Origin of the sequence: Streptomyces sp. NPDC002055 (assembly GCF_040296705.1) — a bacterium.
GTDB lineage: Bacteria > Actinomycetota > Actinomycetes > Streptomycetales > Streptomycetaceae > Streptomyces.
This window is the reverse complement of the sequence record NZ_JBEOXS010000031.1, coordinates 1-18546: the sequence shown is the minus strand read 5'-3', so window position 1 is coordinate 18546 and position 18546 is coordinate 1. Positions and strand designations below refer to the sequence as shown.

The 18546-nt window shown below is 73.7% G+C and carries 18 protein-coding genes and 1 pseudogene; 4 read left to right on the top strand and 15 right to left on the bottom strand.

Annotation, left to right across the window (positions count from 1 at the left end):
* Window positions 1-39: 39 nt before the first annotated feature.
* The 10 genes from ABT112_RS20245 to ABT112_RS20200 all read right to left on the bottom strand — a co-directional run bounded on the left by ABT112_RS20245 (window position 40) and on the right by ABT112_RS20200 (window position 11310).
* Entirely contained in the window at window positions 40-1350 is a 1311-nt protein-coding gene (locus ABT112_RS20245; protein WP_351511440.1) for a glycosyltransferase 87 family protein, read from the bottom strand.
* Between the two features lie 128 nt (window positions 1351-1478).
* The gene (gene mutM / locus ABT112_RS20240; protein ID WP_351511439.1) at window positions 1479-2360 is read right to left on the bottom strand and encodes a bifunctional DNA-formamidopyrimidine glycosylase/DNA-(apurinic or apyrimidinic site) lyase; all 882 of its coding nucleotides are present in this window, start codon (window positions 2358-2360) and stop codon (window positions 1479-1481) included.
* A 176-nt stretch (window positions 2361-2536) separates the two neighbouring features.
* Window positions 2537-3382 (bottom strand): ribonuclease III, encoded by an 846-nt coding sequence (rnc, locus tag ABT112_RS20235; RefSeq protein WP_351511437.1) that lies wholly within the window; start codon window positions 3380-3382, stop codon window positions 2537-2539.
* A gap of 19 nt (window positions 3383-3401) precedes the next feature.
* Window positions 3402-3575, bottom strand: coding sequence for a 50S ribosomal protein L32 (rpmF, locus tag ABT112_RS20230; protein ID WP_009714764.1), 174 nt, complete (start codon window positions 3573-3575; stop codon window positions 3402-3404).
* A 2-nt stretch (window positions 3576-3577) separates the two neighbouring features.
* A complete protein-coding gene (locus ABT112_RS20225) occupies window positions 3578-4207 on the bottom strand; it encodes a YceD family protein (protein WP_351511547.1) in 630 nt (209 codons plus the stop codon).
* Window positions 4208-4348: 141 nt separating this feature from the next.
* Window positions 4349-5461 (bottom strand): F0F1 ATP synthase subunit B, encoded by a 1113-nt coding sequence (locus ABT112_RS20220; RefSeq protein WP_351511435.1) that lies wholly within the window; start codon window positions 5459-5461, stop codon window positions 4349-4351.
* Window positions 5462-5612: 151 nt separating this feature from the next.
* On the bottom strand, window positions 5613-6095 hold the full coding sequence (gene coaD, locus ABT112_RS20215; RefSeq protein WP_351511433.1) for a pantetheine-phosphate adenylyltransferase: 483 nt from the start codon (window positions 6093-6095) through the stop codon (window positions 5613-5615).
* A 26-nt stretch (window positions 6096-6121) separates the two neighbouring features.
* Window positions 6122-6721: a 16S rRNA (guanine(966)-N(2))-methyltransferase RsmD gene (gene rsmD / locus ABT112_RS20210; RefSeq protein ID WP_351511431.1), complete on the bottom strand. Its 600-nt coding sequence runs from the start codon at window positions 6719-6721 to the stop codon at window positions 6122-6124.
* A gap of 149 nt (window positions 6722-6870) precedes the next feature.
* Window positions 6871-9099 (bottom strand): ATP-dependent DNA helicase RecG, encoded by a 2229-nt coding sequence (gene recG, locus ABT112_RS20205; RefSeq protein WP_351511429.1) that lies wholly within the window; start codon window positions 9097-9099, stop codon window positions 6871-6873.
* A 258-nt stretch (window positions 9100-9357) separates the two neighbouring features.
* Entirely contained in the window at window positions 9358-11310 is a 1953-nt protein-coding gene (locus ABT112_RS20200) for a DAK2 domain-containing protein (protein ID WP_502975400.1), read from the bottom strand.
* A 299-nt stretch (window positions 11311-11609) separates the two neighbouring features.
* On the opposite strand from ABT112_RS20200, the pseudogene rpmB reads away from it, so the two are divergent.
* A pseudogene (rpmB, locus tag ABT112_RS35385) lies at window positions 11610-11720 on the top strand (50S ribosomal protein L28); the annotation flags it as partial.
* 382 nt (window positions 11721-12102) lie between these two features.
* Here rpmB and thiD read toward each other — a convergent pair.
* Both thiD and ABT112_RS20185 read right to left on the bottom strand, forming a co-directional pair.
* Window positions 12103-12915, bottom strand: a complete 813-nt coding sequence (thiD, locus tag ABT112_RS20190; protein WP_351511426.1) for a bifunctional hydroxymethylpyrimidine kinase/phosphomethylpyrimidine kinase — start codon at window positions 12913-12915, stop codon at window positions 12103-12105.
* Between the two features lie 10 nt (window positions 12916-12925).
* Window positions 12926-13894, bottom strand: a complete 969-nt coding sequence (locus tag ABT112_RS20185; protein WP_351511424.1) for a thiamine-phosphate kinase — start codon at window positions 13892-13894, stop codon at window positions 12926-12928.
* A 191-nt stretch (window positions 13895-14085) separates the two neighbouring features.
* On the opposite strand from ABT112_RS20185, the gene ABT112_RS20180 reads away from it, so the two are divergent.
* Window positions 14086-14319 carry an Lrp/AsnC family transcriptional regulator gene (locus ABT112_RS20180; protein WP_351511422.1) on the top strand — a complete coding sequence of 78 codons (234 nt, stop codon included), beginning with the start codon at window positions 14086-14088 and terminating at the stop codon, window positions 14317-14319.
* 20 nt (window positions 14320-14339) lie between these two features.
* A complete protein-coding gene (locus ABT112_RS20175; RefSeq protein ID WP_351511420.1) occupies window positions 14340-14828 on the top strand; it encodes a DUF3515 domain-containing protein in 489 nt (162 codons plus the stop codon).
* 100 nt (window positions 14829-14928) lie between these two features.
* Here the strand turns inward: ABT112_RS20175 and ABT112_RS20170 are convergent, their stop codons facing one another.
* From ABT112_RS20170 to ABT112_RS20160, 3 genes are all read right to left on the bottom strand, one after another.
* A complete protein-coding gene (locus ABT112_RS20170; RefSeq protein WP_351511418.1) occupies window positions 14929-16077 on the bottom strand; it encodes a D-alanine--D-alanine ligase family protein in 1149 nt (382 codons plus the stop codon).
* Between the two features lie 133 nt (window positions 16078-16210).
* A complete protein-coding gene (locus ABT112_RS20165) occupies window positions 16211-17239 on the bottom strand; it encodes an NAD(P)H-dependent glycerol-3-phosphate dehydrogenase (protein ID WP_351511417.1) in 1029 nt (342 codons plus the stop codon).
* Window positions 17236-18006: a lysophospholipid acyltransferase family protein gene (locus ABT112_RS20160; RefSeq protein WP_351511415.1), complete on the bottom strand. Its 771-nt coding sequence runs from the start codon at window positions 18004-18006 to the stop codon at window positions 17236-17238. Before ABT112_RS20160 ends, ABT112_RS20165 begins: the two co-directional genes overlap by 4 nt.
* A gap of 137 nt (window positions 18007-18143) precedes the next feature.
* On the opposite strand from ABT112_RS20160, the gene ABT112_RS20155 reads away from it, so the two are divergent.
* Window positions 18144-18546 (top strand): NTP transferase domain-containing protein (locus ABT112_RS20155; RefSeq protein ID WP_351511413.1); only part of this gene is annotated, 403 nt, incomplete at its 3' end.

Sequence of the window (18546 nt, the reverse complement as noted above, 5' to 3'; positions counted from 1 at the left end):
CCCTCCGGGGTGCCGCCGCCTCCGGGGTGAGCCACCGGGCTACGGCACCGGGGCGGGGCGGGCGGACCGGCGCGGGACGGTCGCCCGCCACAGCCGGACGCAGGACAGCAGCGCGGCCGTCAGGAGCAGCAGGTTCCGCAGGCCCAGCACCGCCACCCCCTGCCAGGAGCTGTTGAGCACCGCGCCGAAGAAGAGCGGGTAGTCGACCGTGGTCAGCGCCGCCACCAGCAGCAGCAGGACGGCGACCGGGCGCTGGGTGGTCCGGCCGACGGTGAGGCAGACCGCGGCGAGGCCGATCAGCCAGATCAGGTACTGCGGGCTGATCACCCGGCTGGTGGCGGTGAAGAGCAGGACGGCCGCGAGCGCCGCGTCGTACGGGGTGGCGTCGGTCCAGCGGCGGGCCCGCACCCGCCACAACAGCAGCCAGCCGAAGGCCACCACCGTGAGCAGCACCGAGGCCAGGGCGACCGAGGAGACATAGGGCCCGACGAACTCGAACGAGCCGTACTGGTGCCGCACCTCGCCCGGCCAGCCGAGCACCCGCGCGGCGTGCAGCACGGCGCCGCCCATGGACTCGATCTCCACGCCCCGCTCCTGCTGGGCGAAGAGGAAGTCGAACGCCCCGCGGAAGCCGACGGCGAGCACCAGCAGCAACACCCCGGCGGCGGCGGTGAGCGCCAGCCAGGTCTCCCGGGTGGTCCGGCCGCGCGGGGTGCCCAGCACCGTCAGCACCGGCCACACCTTGATCACGGCGGCGAGACCGGCCAGCACCCCGCCCAGCCGCGGCCGCCCGGCGAGGGCCAGCAGCGCCAGGACGGCGATTCCGGTGACGAGGACGTCGTAGCGGGCGTACGGCAGGCTCAGGAGCAGGGGCAGCCCCAGGACCCAGATCCAGGCGCCGCCCAGGCTGCGGCCGCCGCCGCGGTGCGCGGCCCGCACCAGGGCCAGCCCGACCACGGCGTCGGAGGCGAGCATCAGCAGCACGAAGCCCTGGAGGTAGGTGACGAGGGGCAGCAGACCGGGGGCGATCATCACCATCGCGGCACCGGGCGGGTACTGCCAGGCGACGTCCCCGACGGGGAACGTGCCGTCCCGGAGTTGGCCGTCCCAGCGCTGGTAGAGCACATGGACCTCGCCGGCGATGTCGCCGTGGCCCTGCCGGAGCAGGGCGAGCATCACCAGCCGGGACGCCGCCCAGTACCCGGCGAGCAGCAGCCAGTCGCGCGGCCAGGTCCGCGGCCGGTGCCAGCGCAGGGCCGGCTCCAGGGGTACGGGAGGCGCTGCGGGGTGGCTTGCGCGCGGCGTCGGCGGTGCTTCGCTCGCCGTCCTCGGCTGTTCCGGGCCAACCACCGTGGGAGCGTCCGTCACCATCGCCTCCGCATACGCATATGAGGAATCCCTAAAACGGGACAAACCTCACTGAATATAGGCAATCTGCGACGGTCGTTGGCTCACCCGCGCCGGGACGGCCCCCGGCCTCAGCGCGGCGGCAGGACGCGGCGCGCCGGAGGCCGCTGGCAGCGGGGGCAGTAGTAGCTGGAGCGGTTCATCCACGGGCGGCGCCGGATGGCCGTACCGCACCGGCGGCAGGGCTCGTCCTCGCGGCCGTACGCGTCGAGGGAGCGGTCGAAGTACCCGGACTCGCCGTTCACGTTGACGTAGAGGCTGTCGAAGCTGGTGCCGCCGACGGCGAGGGCCGCGTTCATCACGTCCCGGATGTGCCCGAGCAGTTCGGCGGTGCGGGGCCGGGTCATGCCCGCGGTCGGCCGCTCGTAGTGGAGCTTCGCCCGCCACAGCGCCTCGTCCGCGTAGATGTTGCCGACGCCGCTGATCAGCGACTGGTCGAGCAGGGCCCGCTTCACCGTGGTCCGGCGGCGGCGCAGCGCGGCGTGGAAGGCCGGCTCGTCGAACGCCGGGTCGAGCGGGTCCCGGGCGATGTGCGCGATGGCGTCGGGCAGGCCCTCCGGATCGCCGGCGACCTGGGTGTGCAGCGAGAGCCCGCCGAAGGTGCGCTGGTCGACGAAGCGCAGCTCGGTGGGGTCGTCGTCGGCGAACCGCACCCGGATCCGCAGATGGGTCTCGTCGGGGGCGTCGTGCGGCTGGACGAGCAGCTGGCCGCTCATCCCGAGGTGGCCCAGGACGGCGGTGCCGGTGTCCTCGACGGGTATCCAGAGGTACTTGCCGCGGCGGTGCGCGGGGCCGAGGCGGCGGCCCACGAGCCGGTCGGCGAAGTCGGCCGGCCCGGCCAGATGGCGCCGGATGGACCGGGCGTGCCGGATCTCGACCGCGGAGACCGTGCGGCCGGAGATCCACCGCTGGAGTCCGCGGCGGACGACCTCGACCTCGGGCAGCTCGGGCACGGGGCGCTCCTCGGGGAGAAATTCGACGGGTACACGGCGCCGCCCGGCGGGAACGGGCCGGAACGTACGCCGCCCATCCACCCCCTGGGGATGGATGGGCGGTTCACGCCACGGGCCCGGGGGCCCGCACGCGGAGGTCCGCACCCCGCCGCGGGGCGGAGGTGCGGACAGCGGTCCTACTGTGCCTGGCGCGCCGCGCCGGAGCCGGCGGCCTCGCTGTCGGCCGCCTCCCCCGGTGCGCCGGACTCGGCTGCCGCGACGGCCGCCGCGTCGGCGGCCTCGCGGATCGCGAGCCAGGCCGCCTCGGCAGCCTGCTGCTCGGCTTCCTTCTTGCTGCGGCCGGTGCCGGTGCCGTACGCGACACCACCGACGCGGGCAGCAGCCGTGAAGGTCTTCTCGTGGTCGGGTCCGGTCTCGGTGACCAGGTACTCGGGAACGCCCAGCCCCTCGGTGGCGGTGAGCTCCTGGAGACTGGTCTTCCAGTCCAGGCCCGCGCCGAGGTTCGAGGACTTCTCGATCAGCGGGTCGAAGAGCCGGTGCACCAGCTCCCCCGCCGCGTCCAGTCCCTGGTCGAGGTAGACCGCGCCGATCACCGCTTCGAGGGTGTCGGCGAGGATCGATGCCTTGTCCCGGCCACCGGTGCCCTCTTCGCCCCGGCCGAGCCGGATGAAGGAACCGAGTTCGAGGCCGCGGCCGACCTCCGCCAGCGCACGCGAGTTGACCACCGCGGCCCGCAACTTGGCCAGCTGGCCTTCGGGCAGGTCGGGGTGGATGCGGTACAGCGTGTCGGTGACCACCAGGCCGAGCACGGAGTCCCCGAGGAACTCCAGCCGCTCGTTGGTGGGCAGACCGCCGTTCTCGTACGCGTAGGAGCGGTGGGTCAGCGCACGCACCAGAAGGGCGGACTCGAGGTGATACCCGAGCCGCCCTTCCAGAAGCGTGTGGGACGAGGCCGTGTCCGCCTGCTGCGCCGCTGCACCCCCGCGTTTGCGGGGAGGGTTCGGCGAATTGGCGTCTGACATGGAGCCTGTCACCCGCCGATCAGACCTCGAGGACCTGACGACGGTTGTAGGTGCCGCAGCTCGGGCACGCGATGTGCTGCTGCTTCGGCTCGTGGCAGCGCTCGCACGCCACCAGGGTGGGGACCGCAGCCTTCCACTGCGACCGGCGGTGGCGCGTGTTGCTGCGCGACATCTTCCGCTTCGGAACAGCCACGGCTACTTCTCCTGCTTCTCGTCGACGCCCGCTTCGGCGCCGCTCATGTCGTCCTTCTCGCCGCCCTGGATGGTCTCGGCGAGTCCCTGCAGTGCCGCCCAACGGGTGTCGACGGCGTCATGGTGGTGGTCCGGGTCGTCCGCCAGCCGCGCCCCGCATTCGGGGCACAGACCGGGGCAGTCCTCCCGGCACACCGGCTGCAGCGGCAGTGCGAGCACCACCGCGTCCCGCAGCACGGGCTCGAGGTCGAACAGGCCGTCCTCGAGGAAGAGCATGTCCTCGTCCTCGGCGTCGTCGCCGGATTCCGTCTCGCGGTTCCGGTCATCGGCGTCGGGGTAGGAGAACATTTCCTGGAAGTCCGTCCGGAGCTCACGCTCCAGCGGCTCCAGACACCTTACGCATTCGCCCGTCAGCGGCGCACCGGCGGTACCCGTGACGAGTACCCCCTCCATGACCGACTCGAGGCGGATGTCCAGCTCGACCGTCGCGTCGCCGGGCACCCCGATGACCTCGATACCGAGGCTCGCGGGGGCGTCGACGGAGCGGGAGAGCCGCTGAAGCGCACCCGGGCGCCGCCCCAGCTCATGTGTGTCGAACACGAGTGGGTTGCGGTGGTCGAGGCGGGCGTTCAGAGCTTCCTGCTTTCTACGCTGCGGTACTGGCGGCCCGATGCCGAGGCAATGCGGGCAGCCGAGATCGCGGACGTACGCGCGACCGAACAGCCAGGATACTGGACGGGCCGCGTGAGGCCCAATCCGCTCCGGGATCCCCGGTCAGCGGCCCTGTTCGTACTCCCGGAGGCGGTCCAGGTCGATCATGCCCGTGTCGAAGAGGCTGGTCTCGTCCAGGGCCCCGGCGGGCTGCTGCTGCGGCTGCTGCCCCGGCTGGGCCGGGTAGCCGGTGTTCGGGTCGTACGGCTGCTGGTAGCCGTAGCCCGGGTCCTGCTGCGGGTAGCCGTAGGCGTCCTGGCCGGCGTAGCCCTGGTATCCGTACGGGTCCTGCTGATAGGCGGCGGCCGGGGTGTAGTAGTCCTGCTCGGGCCGGCCCTGGTGGGGCAGTTGCACCGGCTCCCCGGGCTGCGGGACGCCGGGCTGCTGCGGGACGCCGGGCGCGGGCTGCTGTGCGGGCGGGGCGGTGGGCTGCTGCGGGAAGGGCGCCTGCCCGTCGCCGGCCAGACCGGCCAGGTAGTCGGCGTCACTGGTCTGCGGCGCCTGGACCATCCCGTCCTGGGCGGCCAGGTGCGCGCCCAGGTCGTCGGCGGTCTGGCGGCCGTGCAGCTTCTGCCGGCCCCGGCCGACGGCCTCCAGGGTCTTGGCGAGCACGGCCTCGAAGGCGCCCAGCTTGGTGTCCACGTAGGCGTCGGCGCGGTCCCGGAGGGTGGCCGGGTCGGCGCTGCGCTCCGGGGCGTCCTCGTCCGCGTAGCCCTGCTCGTCCAGGCCCGGACCGCGGCCGAGGAGCTTCTCCCGGCCTCGGTCGACGGAGCCGATGGTCTTGGTGAGGACGACCTCGAAGTTGGCGAGCTTGCTGTCGACGTAGTCGTCGGCCTCGGCGCGGATCTCCTCGGCCTCGCGGCGCGCGTCGGCGAGGATCCGGTCGGCCTCGCCCTGGGACTGCCGGGCCACCTCGGTGTCGGAGATCAGCGAGCCGCGGTGGGCGTGCGCCGACTCGATGATCCGCTCGGCCTCCCGCTGCGCCTCCTCGACCATCCGGTCACGGCCGCCGATCAGGTCCCGGGCCTCGGCCAGGGAGCCGGGGAGGGCGGCGCGCACCTCTTCGAGCATGGCCAGCAGCTCGGCGCGGTTGACCACACAGGAGGCCGACATGGGCATGGACCGGGCGCTGCCGACGGTCTCGACGATCTCGTCGAGCTTCTTCTGCACGTCCACTGAGGCTGCTCGCAGTCTTGTCTGGCCGGGGTTCCGGGGCGACGGCCGCCGGGCGTGCACGGTGCCGGCCGGCGGTTCGGGTCCCAACGACTGTACGGCCATGCACCACCCCGCCGACACCTGCTGAGGGAACGTCAGCGGGGCGGAGGGGTCACTTCCGCTCGGCGAGGCGCTCGGTGAGGGCTTCCAGCACCAGCGGCGGCACCAGGTGCGAGACGTCGCCGCCCCAGGCCGCGACCTCCTTGACCAGGCTGGAGGAGAGGAAGCTGTAGGTGGGGTTGGTGGGCACGAACAGCGTCTCGACGCCGGAGAGGCCGTTGTTCATCTGGGCCATCTGGAGTTCGTAGTCGAAGTCGCTCACCGCGCGGAGGCCCTTGACGATGGCCGGGATGTCGCGCTGCTTGCAGAAGTCCACGAGCAGGCCGTGGAAGGCCTCGACCTCGACGTTGCCGTACTCCGCGGTGACCTGGCGGAGCAGGTCGATCCGCTCGTCGACGGCGAACAGGCCCTTCTTGGACTGGTTGATCATCACGGCGACGTGCACCACGTCGTACAGCTTGGAGGCACGGCCGATGATGTCGAGGTGTCCGTTGGTGACGGGGTCGAAGGACCCCGGACAGACTGCGCGGCGCAACAGTGGTTCCTCGCTCTCCGGTCCGTTCATGACACGCTGACGGATGACTGGTCGGTGCGCGTCGGGGCGGCGCGACCGTACCAAAGCGTGCCCTCGCCGTATCGACGGGCCCGCAGGCCCTCGAACCCGGCGGGCCACCGGAATTCGCCGCCCCTGGTGCTGCGCTCCACGGTGGCGAGGGCGTCCTCGGTGAGCCAGCCCCTGTCGCGGAGTGTGATCAGAATCTCGCGGAGATCGTCGTCCGTGACCACGTACGGCGGGTCGAGGAAGACCACGTCGTAGGGGGTGGCGGGGGCCGGTCCGGCGACGATCTGCTCCGCCTTCCCGGCACGCACCTCGGCGCCCGGCATGGCGATCACGCCGACGTTCTCCCGGATGACGCGGGCGGCGCGGGCGTCGGCCTCGACGAGCAGCACATGGCCGGCGCCCCGGGACAGCGCCTCCAGGCCGACGGCTCCCGAACCGCCGTAGAGGTCCAGCACCCGGATGCCGTGCAGATCGCCCAGCAGCGACCCCCAGGTGGAGAACAGGCCCTCGCGCGCCCGGTCGGAGGTGGGCCGGGTTCCGGTGCCCGGGGGTACGGCCAGGCGGCGTCCGCCGGCTTCTCCGGCGATCACGCGGGTCATGAGGTCCGGCCCTTCGTCACGGTGGGTGGAGCTGCTGCCGCGGAGCCTGCGGCTGCTGCTCCCACGATATGGCGTCGGGTGGGCCCCCGGTGGCGCCCCAGCGCGGCGGGCGCCTCTCCCCGGCGGACGGCCGAGGGGCCCGGGCGCCCTCAGCCCTTGTCGAGGTACTGCTCGCGGTCGGCATCCAGCAGAGCGTCCAACGCCGTGCGCAGCTCCGGGAATCCGGTGAGTTCCGGGTCGTCGGCGACGATCGCCACGGCCTCCTCGCGGGCCGCCGCGATCACCTCCTCGTCCTCGATGACCGCGAGCATCCGCAGGGACGAGCGGACCCCGGACTGGGCCTGGCCGAGGACGTCGCCCTCGCGCCGCTGCTCCAGGTCGATCCGGGACAGTTCGAAGCCGTCGAGCGTGCCGGCGACCGCGTCGAGCCGGGCCCGTGCGGGGCTCGCCTCCGGCATCTCCGTGACCAGCAGGCAGAGTCCGGCGGCGCTGCCCCGGCCGACCCGGCCGCGGAGCTGGTGCAGCTGGGAGACGCCGAAGCGGTCGGCGTCCATGATGACCATCCCGGTGGCGTTGGGGACGTTCACGCCGACCTCGATGACCGTGGTGGCCACCAGCACGTCCACCGCGCCCGCGGCGAAGCGGCGCATCACGTCGTCCTTGGCGTCGGGGTGCATCCTGCCGTGCAGTACCTCCACCCGCAGTCCGCTCAGCGGGCCCTTCACCAGGCGTTCGGCGACGTCCAGCACGGCCAGCGGCGGCCGGCGGTCGGCGCCGTCCTCGGGGGGCGGGCCGTCGGCGGCGTCCTTGCCCGCCTTCCGGGCCGCCGCGTCGTCCTCCTCGTCGCCGATGCGCGGGCACACGACGTACGCCTGGTGGCCGTTCTCGGCCTCCTCCCGCAGCCGCTCCCAGGTGCGTTCCAGGAAGTGCGGCTTGTCCGCGGCCGGCACGACATGGCTGGCGATCGGCGAGCGGCCGGCCGGCAACTGGTCGAGCACCGAGGTCTCCAGGTCGCCGAAGACCGTCATGGCGACGGTGCGCGGGATCGGGGTGGCGGTCATCACCAGCAGGTGGGGCGGCTGCTTGCCCTTGGAGCGCAGGGCGTCGCGCTGTTCGACGCCGAAGCGGTGCTGCTCGTCGACCACGACCAGGCCCAGGTCGTGGAATCGGACCTTGTCCTCGATCAGCGCGTGCGTGCCGATGACGATCCCCGCCTCGCCGGTGACCAGGTCGAGCAGCGCCTTGCGGCGGGCGGCGGCGCCCATCGAGCCGGTGAGCAGCACGACCCGGGTGGCCCGGTCGGCCCCGCCCAGCATGCCGCCCTCGGCCAGTTCGCCCATCATCTCGACGACCGACCGGTGGTGCTGCTGGGCCAGGACCTCGGTCGGCGCGAGCATGGCGGCCTGCCCGCCCGCGTCGACCACGCCGAGCATCGCCCGCAGCGCGACCATGGTCTTGCCGGAGCCGACCTCGCCCTGGAGCAGCCGGTGCATGGGGTGTTCGGTGGCCAGGTCGCCGAAGATCTCCGCGGAGACCTTCCGCTGGCCGTCGGTGAGGGTGAACGGCAGCTTCGCATCGAAGGCGTCCAGCAGACCGTCCTCGCGGGGGACCCGGGGCACGGCCGGGGCCTGGGCGTCGGCGTACCGCCGCCGGGCGAGGGCGACCTGGAGGACGAACGCCTCGTCCCACTTCAGCCGGGCGCGGGCATCGGCCAGATCGGCCCTGGTGCGCGGCCGGTGGACCTTGCGGAGGGCGTCGGGGAGGGTGCTCAGGCCCCGGTTCTCCCGGAGCGCGGTGGGCAGCGGGTCGATGAGATCGCGCCAGCCGTCGGCCTCGAAGGTGTCCAGCAGCGCGCCGAGCGACTTGGCGATCCGCCAGGAGGGCAGCTGCTTGCAGGCCGGGTAGAGCGGCAGCAGCTGGTTGGCGAAGCCCTCGACGGCGTCGCTCCCGCTGTCCCGGTCGAGCAGTTCGTAGTCGGGGTGGGCGAGCTGCCGGGTGCGGTTGAAGACCGAGACCTTGCCCGCGAACATGCCGCGGCGGCCGGGCAGCAGTTCGCGCTCGTGGTGGTGGGCCGCACGGCCGAAGAACACCAGGGTGAGCGAGCCGCTGCCGTCGGTCACCACGACCTCCAGGCGGACGCCCTTGCCGTGGTTGAAGGTCTTCTTCGCTGCCTTGGCGACCTGGGCGACGACGGTGACGTGCTCGTCCAGGGGCAGGTCGGCGAGCCGGGTCAGCTCACCGCGCTCGGCGTACCGCCGCGGGTAGTGGTGCAGCAGGTCGCCCACGGTGTGCAGGCCGAGCTGGTCGGCCATCACCTTCGCGGTGTTGCCGCCGACCGTCTTCTTCAGGGATTCATCCAGCGCTGGCACGCAGTCCATTGCACACCATCGGTGTGACAGGACGGGCGCCACGACATGGGCTGGGCGGGGCGGACGCGCCCGGTCACCGACCCGGCGCGGGCGCCGCACACACCGCGCCGGGGCCGGCGTCCGGATCCCGCGGCCGACGGCCGGCGCGCTGCCGGGGCCTCTCGGGCGGGGCCGGCGCCGGGCGTCCGGACCGACGGCCGGCACACCAACGGGCCCCTCCGGCGGGCCGGCTTCCGGACCGGCGGCTCACCCCCCGCCGGGCGCGCCTCACTCGACGCCGATGAGCAGCGGCACGGTCGGCTGGCCGCCCCGGTAGACCACGGTGTCGACGGCGAGATGGTGCTCGCGGACGTGCGCCTGGAGGCGGTCGGCGAGGTCGTCGGGGATCCCGGAGCCCAGGACGAGGGTCACCATCTCCCCGCCCGCGGCCAGCATCCGGTCCAGCACGGTCGCGGCCGTTCCGGCCAGGTCGGGCCCGATGACCGCCACGTCGCCGTCGATCAGGCCGAGGACGTCCCCGGCCTGGCAGACCCCGGCCATCGTCCACGACTGGGCCTCCGCGACGGCCAGTTCGGCGTGCCGGGTGGCACCGGCGGCGGCGGTCATGGCGACGACGTCCTCGTCGAAGCGGCGGCCGGGCTGGTGGACGGCGAGGGCGGCGATGCCCTGGACGCTGGAGCGGGTGGGGATCAGCGCCACCCGGACCCCCTCGGCGCGGGCCTGCTCGGCGGCGGCCGCGGCGGTGTGCCGCAGCTCCCCGTCGTTGGGCAGCAGGACGACCTCGTGGGCGTGGGCCCGGCGGATGGCCTGCACGAGTTCGTCCCCGGCGGGCCGCTCCCCGGGGCGGCAGGACACCACGTCCGCGCCGGCCTCGCGGCACAGCGCGGCGAGCCCCTCGCCGGGGACGACGGCGACGACCGCGCGCTGTTCCCGTTCCCCGCGCCGCTCCGGGCCGGCTACGGAGCCGGCCGGGACCCTGCCCGCCGCGGCGTCCGCGGGGCGGGCCGGGGCGGCAGGAGCGAAGTGGGTGATGGCGATCCGGTACGGCCGCCCGGCGACGACCCCGGCCTCCACGGCGGCGCCCGCGTCGTCGACGTGCACATGGACGTTCCACAGCCCGTCCCCGCCGACCACGACGAGCGAGTCACCGAGCGCGTCCAGGGTCCCGCGCAAGGTGGCGACGGCCTCGTCGGACGCCTCCAGCAGGTAGATCACCTCATAGGCGGGCCCCGGGCGGGGCTCCTCGCCGGGCCGCCCGGGGACGAGCCGCCCCGGGACGGAGAGCGCGGGACCGCACGGCGCGGCGGGGCCGCCCGGGGCGGGGTGCGGTGACGCGGGCCGGTGCGGCCGGGTGTGCGGGCCGCCGAGGAGCCCCATCGGCAGCTCTCCGGACACCGCCTCCGCGAGCGCGCGCAGCACGGCCACCAGGCCGCTGCCGCCCGCGTCCACGACGCCCGCGCGCGCCAGCACGTCCAGTTGTCCGGGAGTGGCGTCCAGCGCGGCGCACGCCCCTTCGTACGCCGCGCGCGCCACGGCTCCGGCGCTGCCCTCGGTCCGCCCGGCCGCGTCGGCGGCGGCGGTGGCCACGGTCAGCACGGTGCCCTCCACCGGGTGGGCCACCGCGCGGTAGGCCGATTCCGCGGCCCGGCGAAGCGCGCGGCGCAGGGCGTCCGCGGCGGGGTCCGGTGCCGGGCCCGTCGTGGGGGAGTCGGTCGGGCCCGTCGTCGGAGAGGCGGCCGGGGCCGTCGTGGCAGAGGCAGCGAGGCCCGTCGTTGAAGAGCCGGCCGGGTCCGCCTCGGCGTCGGGCGGGGTGCCGGTGGCCGGTGCGGGGGCCGGTGCGGGGGCCGTGGTACCCGGGAGCGGGGCCGCGTCGTCCGTCCCCGCCTCCGGCGCGCTCCCCGCGGAGGGGGCGGTTCCGGACTCCGGCTGTCGGTCTGTGCCGGGGTGCCCCTCGGCCAGGACCTCCGCCACCCCCCGCAGCAGCTGCGCGAGAATCGTGCCGGAGTTGCCCCGCGCCCCGATCAGCGCGCCGTGCGCCATCGCCCGGACCGCTTCGGCCAGCGCCGGGCCGGTGCCGCCGGGCGCCACGTCCCCGGTGGCGAACACCACGTCCACCGCGCGGGCCGCCGACTCGACGGTCAGATAGAGGTTGGTGCCGGTGTCACCGTCCGCGACCGGATAGACATTGATCGCGTCCAGCCCCTCGCGGGCCTGCCCCAGCTCCTCGAGAGCCAGCTCGCACCACGTGCGCACCGTCGTGGCGTCGAGGGTGTGCGGCACCTGCGTCCTCCTCGGGCCGGGCGGAAGAATTGCCACCGCAGAGTAGTCGCGGGACCGGGGACCGGCCGGGGCGGGGGCCCGGGCCGCCATGGTAGTTTCGTTGTACGGGAGCGGTCGTTGTATGCTGCTCCGGTTGCCCGATGAGAATCGGGCCATTCCCACCCTGGCACCGCCGGTCTTCACCGATCTCGGCGCGCCGGGATTCACCGTAAGTGCATCTGAAGTCTTTGGAGTGACCCGTGGCTGCCAACTGCGACGTCTGCGGCAAGGGGCCGGGCTTCGGCAACAACATTTCGCACTCGCACCGCCGCACTCGCCGTCGTTGGAACCCCAACATCCAGACGGTGCGCGCTGTGGTCGGGCGGACGCCGAAGCGGCTCAACGTCTGCACCTCGTGCATCAAGGCCGGCAAGGTCTCGCGCTGACGTTCCCGTCGTAGCGCAGCCTTCGCCGGTTGCCGGAGCCGGTCCACTGAGGAGTGGGCCGGCTTTCTGCTGTCCCTGGGCGGTTCCGTACTCGCTGCCCACCTGCTGTTCCCGCACGGTTCCGTGCTCGTTGCCACCGGGCGCGAGCGCTTCCGCGCGCCGCCCGGTCGGTCCCGGTCCCTCCGGACGCGGGCTCCCGCCTCCCTCCGGCCCGCCTCCGCGCGCACCTCTGCGGCGACGCACCACCCAGGTGTTCCGCCGTGGGGCAAGGGGCCGAGGCGGACCCCCGGCCCCGCTCGACCCGCCCTCAGCGCCACCGCCAGGCGTGATCCACCGGGCCGATGCCCTCGCCCAGCGGGAAGCCCGCGGCGATCGCGCCCGTCACGTACTCCTTGGCGTCGGCCACCGCCTCCGGCACCGTCCGGCCCGTCGCCAGCCGTGCGGCGACGGCGCTCGCCAGGGTGCAGCCGGTGCCGTGGGTGTGCCGGTTGTCGTGGCGCACGGACCGCAGCCAGTGCTCCTCCGTGCCGTCGGTGAGCAGGTCCACCGCGTCGCCCCCGAGGTGCCCGCCCTTGATCAGCGCCCAGCGCGGTCCGAAGGCGAGGACCGCGTCCGCCGCGCGGCGCAGGTCCGCCTCGTCCTCCACCCGTACTCCGGTGAGCTGGGCGACCTCGTCCAGGTTGGGGGTGGCGACGGTGGCGGCCGGCAGCAGCTTCGTCCGGACCGAGTCGAGCGCCGACGCGGCGAGCAGCGGGTCCCCGTGCTTGGAGACCCCGACCGGGTCCACCACGACCGGGACGCCTGCATCGGCGAGGAGTCCGGCGACGGTCTCGACGAGTTCGGCCGAGGCGAGCATTCCGGTCTTGACCGCGTCCACCCCGATGTCGTCGACGACGCTGCGGAACTGGGACCGTACGGCGTCGGCGGGCAGCTCCCACGCGCCCTGTACGCCCTGTGAGTTCTGTGCCGTGACCGCGGTGACCACGCTCATACCGTGCGTGCCGAGGGCGAGCATCGCCTTCAGGTCGGCCTGGATGCCCGCGCCGCCGCCGGAGTCGGATCCGGCGACGGTGAGGACGCGGGGCGGGGTCTTCCGGGGCAGCTGCGGGTCCGTCTCCATGGGCCCGAATCTACTGGGCGTCCTCGATGTCGCCGAAATGGTCCCAGCCGCCCTTGTCCCAGGGCGCCCCGTCCACCGTCACCTGCGGCAGCGCCGAGGGGTTGAGCACCTCGCCGATCACCTGCCACCGCGCGGGGAGCTTCACGTCCTGCGGGAAGGTCGCCACGATGGCGTGGTCCTCCCCGCCGCCGAGCACCCAGGTCAGCGGATCCACCCCGACGGCCTGCCCGATGTCGGACATCTGCGTGGGGACGTCGATCGCGGCCGAGCGCAGGTCGATCCGGACCTTGCTGGCCTCGGCGATGTGCCCCAGGTCGGCGACGAGGCCGTCGCTGATGTCGGTCATCGCCGTGGCGCCCAGCCCCGCGGCGGCCGGACCGGCGTGGTACGGCGGCTCGGGCCGGCGGTGTGCCTCGACGAAGGCGCGCGGTGAGCGGAATCCCCGGGAGAGCACCGCGTGTCCGGCGGCGGACCAGCCGAGCCAGCCGGTCACCGCGACCACGTCGCCCGGCTGTGCCCCGGCCCGGGTGACCGGCTCGTGGTTGCGCATGTCGCCCAGCGCGGTGATGGCGACGGTGATGGCGTCCCCGCGGACGACGTCACCGCCGACCACGGCCGCGCCCGCCACCTGGCACTCGTCCCGGATGCCGTCCATCAGCTCCACGGGCCAGGTCACCGGGAGTTCGGCGGGGACCACCAGGCCGACGAGCAGGGCGGTGGGGACGGCGCCCATGGCGGCGATGTCGGCGAGGTTCTGGGCCGCGCTCTTGCGGCCGACGTCGTAGGCGGTGGACCAGTCGCGGCGGAAGTGCCGGCCCTCCAGCAGTACGTCGGTGCTGGCCACGACCCGGCGGTCCGGTGCCGCGATCACCGCGGCGTCGTCGCCGGGCCCGAGCCGTACGGCGGGGGTGGTGGTGAGCCGTGAGGTGAGCTCCCTGATGAGCCCGAACTCCCCCAACTCGCCCACGGTGCCCTTCATCGGTGTGCCCCTTCTGCCCCAGTGCGATTGCCCTCGCGGCCCGGCAGTGGTGCCGGGGCCGTCGACCTGTCCTTGCTGTCCACGGCTCCGAGCACGCCGACGGCTGCGCGGGTCTCCCCCTGCCGCTCGGCGACGCGGTACCGTGGCGTCCCTTCTCCCCACATGATCCTCGTGGCCGCCCTGGAGGTTCCGTGGTACAGGCGTACATCCTGATCCAGACCGAGGTCGGCAAGGCGTCGACCGTAGCCGAGACGATCGGTGCGATCCCGGGGGTGATCCAGGCCGAGGACGTGACCGGGCCGTATGACGTCATCGTGCGCGCGCAGGCCGAGACCGTCGATGAACTGGGCCGCATGGTGGTCGCCAAAGTCCAGCAAGTGGACGGCATCACGCGTACGCTGACCTGCCCGGTGGTCCATCTGTAGCCCCCGTCTATGCTCGGCCGGTGAGCGCTTTTTCTCGCCGGATCCTCTGCCTGCCCGCCGCCGCCCTGCTGACCGCCGCCGCCGGCTGTTCCTTCTCCGACAGCGACGGCACCCGTCCGGTTCCCACCCCGTCGGCCGCGGCCGCCGGGATGTGCCGGACGCTCCAGGGGCATCTGCCCGGAACCGTCGACGGGCTCGACCGGAGTTCCACCGGGCCCGATTCGGACTTCGCCGCCGACTGGGGCGACCCCGCGGTGCAACTGCGCTGCGGGGTGGCCCGGCCCACCGTGCTGACGCCCGGGAGCGAACATTACAACCCCACGGCGGACGCGGTGGATGTCAACGGTGTCACCTGGCTGCTGGAGAAGCAGGACGACGGTTACCGGTTCACCACCACCGGGCGCAAGGCCTTCGTCGAGCTGACCGTGCCGGGGAAGTACGCCCCCGAGGTCAATGCGCTGCCCGATCTCGCGGGTGCCGTGAAGAAGAGCGTGCCGAGCGAGCTCTAGGCCCGCTCCCTCCCCCACCGGCCGTCCGGGCCGTGCGCGGTGGAACGGCGCGGAACCGGTGGCGGGCGGGGACGCCGTCGCCCACCGCCCGCGCGCGGGTTCAGCGCAGTCCGGTCGGGCGGCGCAGCGCGGCCTCGATGAGCCGGTCCACCAGCTCGGCGTAGCTCACGCCGCTCTCCTGCCACATCCGGGGGTACATCGAGATCGGCGTGAAGCCCGGCATGGTGTTGATCTCGTTGATCACGAACTCCCCGTCGTCCTGCAGGAAGAAGTCCGCGCGGACCAGGCCCTCGCAGGAGACGGCGTCGAAGGCCCGGACGGCGAGCTCCTGGACCCGGGCGGTCTGCTCCTCGGTGAGCGGCGCGGGCACCAGGCCGGTGGCGGAGTCGATGTACTTGGCCTCGAAGTCGTAGAAGTCGTGCGACTCCACCGGCGGGATCTCGGCGGGGACGCTCGCCCGCGGCCCGTCCTCGAACTCCAGGACGCCGCACTCGATCTCCCGGCCGCGCAGCAGCGACTCCACGATGACCTTGGGGTCGTGGCGGCGGGCCTCCTCGATGGCGGCCTCCAGGTCCTCCGGGCGGTCCACCTTGGTGATGCCCATCGAGGAGCCGGCGCGCGCGGGCTTGATGAACAGCGGCCAGCCGTGCTCGGCGGCGAAGTCCACGATCCGCTTCCGGGCGGCGGACGGGTCCTGCTCCCACTCCCGCGGCCGGATCACCTCGTAGGGGCCGACGGGGAGCCCGAAGCCGGTGAACACCCGCTTCATGTACTCCTTGTCCATGCCGACGGCGGAGGCGAGGACTCCGGCGCCGACGTACGGCACCCCGGAGAGCTCCAGCATCCCCTGGAGGGTGCCGTCCTCGCCGTACGGCCCGTGCAGCACCGGGAAGACGACGTCGACCTCGCCCAGCACCTTGGGCACCGCACCGGGCTCGCTGTAGACGACCTCACGGTTGCCCGGGTCGACCGGGAGCAGCACGGCGCCCTCCCCCGGCTCGGTGAGCTGCTGGACGCTCGGCAGCTGCCGCTCGGTGATCGCCATCCGCTCGGGGTCGTCGGCGGTCAGCGCCCAGCGCCCGTCGGTGGTGATGCCGATGGGCAGCACCTCGTACCGGGAGCGGTCGATGGCGCGGAGCACGGCCCCGGCGGTGACCACGGAGATGGCGTGTTCCGAGCTGCGCCCGCCGAACACGACGGCGACGCGCGGCTTGCGGGCGGGGCTGGGGGAAGAGGACTCGCTGCTCATATCGCGTTGAGATTACCTTGCCTGAACTCGATGGTCCGGGGGCCGTCCCCCGGAATGTCGCGGTGGTGCGGGCCGGCTGCGGTCCGCCGCACCGGCCGCCCGTCCGGCCCGCCCGATGGGATGCGAGCCGTTTCTAGTGCCGTTCCGCCTTGGCGGTGCGGCCCATGAGCTCCTTGAGCGCCACGAGCGGTGCCTTGCCCTCGTGCACGATGCCGACGACGGTCTCGGTGAGGGGCATCTCGACCTCGTGCCGGCGGGCCAGATCGAGTACGGACTGGCAGGACTTGACGCCCTCGGCGGTCTGCGCGGTGGCCGCGATGGTCTCCTCCAGGGTCATGCCCCGGCCGAGGTTGGTGCCGAAGGTGTGGTTGCGGGACAGCGGGGAGGAGCAGGTGGCGACCAGGTCGCCCATGCCCGCCAGGCCCGCGAAGGTGTGGGCGTCGGCGCCCATCGCCAGCCCGAGCCGGGTCGTCTCGGCGAGACCGCGGGTGATCAGCGAGGCCTTGGCGTTGTCGCCCAGGCCCATGCCGTCCGCGATGCCGACGGCGAGCGCGATGACGTTCTTCACGGCGCCGCCCAGCTCGCAGCCGACGACATCGGTGTTGGTGTAGGGCCGGAAGTAGGGGGTGTGGCAGGCGGTCTGGAGCCGCTTGGCCACCGCCTCGTCGGCGCAGGCGACGACCGCCGCGGCGGGCTGCCGGGCCGCGATCTCCCGGGCGAGGTTGGGGCCGGTGAGCACCGCGACCCGCCGCCGGACGTCCTCGGGGCCGGCGCCGCCGGGCGCCTTGCCGACCACTTCCTCGATGACCTCGCTCATCCGCTTGGCGGTGCCGAGTTCGACGCCCTTCATCAGGCTGACGAAGACGGTGTCGGCGGGGAGCAGCGGCGCCCAGTCGGCGAGGTTCTCGCGGAGGGTCTGGGAGGGCACGGCGAGCACCGTGAACTCGGCGCCGCGGGCGGCCTCGGCGGGGTCACTCGTGGCCCGGACGGAAGCGGGCAGCACGGCACCGGGCAGGTAGTCGGGGTTGGTGCGGCCGGTGTTGATGGTCTCGGCCAGCTCGGGGCGGCGGCCCCAGAGGGTCACGTCGCAGCCCGCGTCCCCGAGGATCATCGCGAAGGCGGTGCCCCAGGAGCCGGCGCCGTAGACGGCGCAGCGCGTCATGGGGTTCCCCCCTGTTCCTCGGCCTTGAGCTGCCGGGTCTTCTGCCGCTGCTCCGCGCGGGCCGTGCGGTGGTCGTACGCCTCGGTGGGGGCCGGCTCGCCGCGCACCTCGGCGAGCAGCTCGGTGATGGCGGCCATGATCGTGTCGGTGGCGGCGCGCAGTACGTCGGCGGTGGGCTCCATGCCGTAGTAGGCGGAGAGGTCCACGGGGGGCCCGGCCTGCACCCGCAGCGTCTTGCGCGGCAGGAGGCGGAGCTTGTCCTCCTTGGCGTACGGCGGCATGGCGTGGTTGGCGCCCCACTGGGCGACCGGGATGACCGGGGCCTTGGTCTCCAGCGCGACGCGGGCCGCGCCGGTCTTGCCCTGCATCGGCCAGTGGTCGGGGTCGCGGGTGAGGGTGCCCTCGGGGTAGAAGGCGACGCACTCGCCTTGGTCGATCGCGTCGATGGCGGCCCGGAAGGCGCTGACGGCGTCGCTGGACTCGCGGTAGACGGGGATCTGGCCCGTGCCCCGCAGCATCATGCCGACGAACGGGGTCCGGAAAAGCCCGGCCTTCGCGAGGAATCGCGGCACGCGTCCGGTGTTGTACTGAAAGTGCGCGTAGGAGAGCGGGTCGAGATACGAGTTGTGGTTGACCGCGGTGATGAATCCGCCGTCGGCCGGAATGTGCTCCATTCCCCGCCAGTCCCGTTTGAACAGCACCACCAGCGGCGGTTTTGCGATGACCGCGGCCAAGCGGTACCAGAAGCCGATTCTGCGGCGGGACACTCGGACACCCTCCTCGTGGGACCTGCTGAGCTGCGGACGGGCAGCCGCACAAGTGTCGCCCCAGGTCCCCGGTCTGTCGAGAACACCGTAACCCCGGTCCTCCCGGGCGGCTGCGGCAGCAGGCGAGAATGAGGCCGATGCGAAGAATCGGAAAGGGCGTCGCGGGCGGCGCGTGGTCGCTGGTGGTTCCGCTGAAGCCGCTGGCCCGGGCCAAGAGCAGGCTGGCCGGCGCGACGGGCGACGGGCTGCGGCCGGGGCTCGCGCTGGCGTTCGCGCAGGACACCGTGGCGGCGGCGCTGGCCTGCTCCGAGGTCGGTGATGTGGTGGTCGTCACGGACGATCCGCTGGCGGGGGCGGAGCTGACGGCGCTGGGCGCCCGCACCGTGCCCGACCGGCCGCCCGGCTCCGGCGGGGTTCCGTCGGACGGCCTGAACGCGGCGCTCTCCCACGGCGCCCGCGCGGTCCGCCGGGCGCGTCCGGCGGCCCCCGTGGCGGCGCTCAACGCGGACCTGCCGGCGCTGCGCCCCGGCGACCTCGCGC

Coding starts and splice junctions, on each gene's coding strand:
- recG (WP_351511429.1), bottom strand. CDS start 9,099: ATGGACTGCGTGCCAGCGCTGGATGAATCCCTGAAGAAGACGGTCGGC.
- ABT112_RS20185 (WP_351511424.1), bottom strand. CDS start 13,894: ATGAAGGGCACCGTGGGCGAGTTGGGGGAGTTCGGGCTCATCAGGGAG.
- rnc (WP_351511437.1), bottom strand. CDS start 3,382: ATGTCAGACGCCAATTCGCCGAACCCTCCCCGCAAACGCGGGGGTGCA.
- thiD (WP_351511426.1), bottom strand. CDS start 12,915: ATGGAGACGGACCCGCAGCTGCCCCGGAAGACCCCGCCCCGCGTCCTC.
- rsmD (WP_351511431.1), bottom strand. CDS start 6,721: ATGACCCGCGTGATCGCCGGAGAAGCCGGCGGACGCCGCCTGGCCGTA.
- ABT112_RS20165 (WP_351511417.1), bottom strand. CDS start 17,239: ATGACGCGCTGCGCCGTCTACGGCGCCGGCTCCTGGGGCACCGCCTTC.
- ABT112_RS20170 (WP_351511418.1), bottom strand. CDS start 16,077: ATGAGCAGCGAGTCCTCTTCCCCCAGCCCCGCCCGCAAGCCGCGCGTC.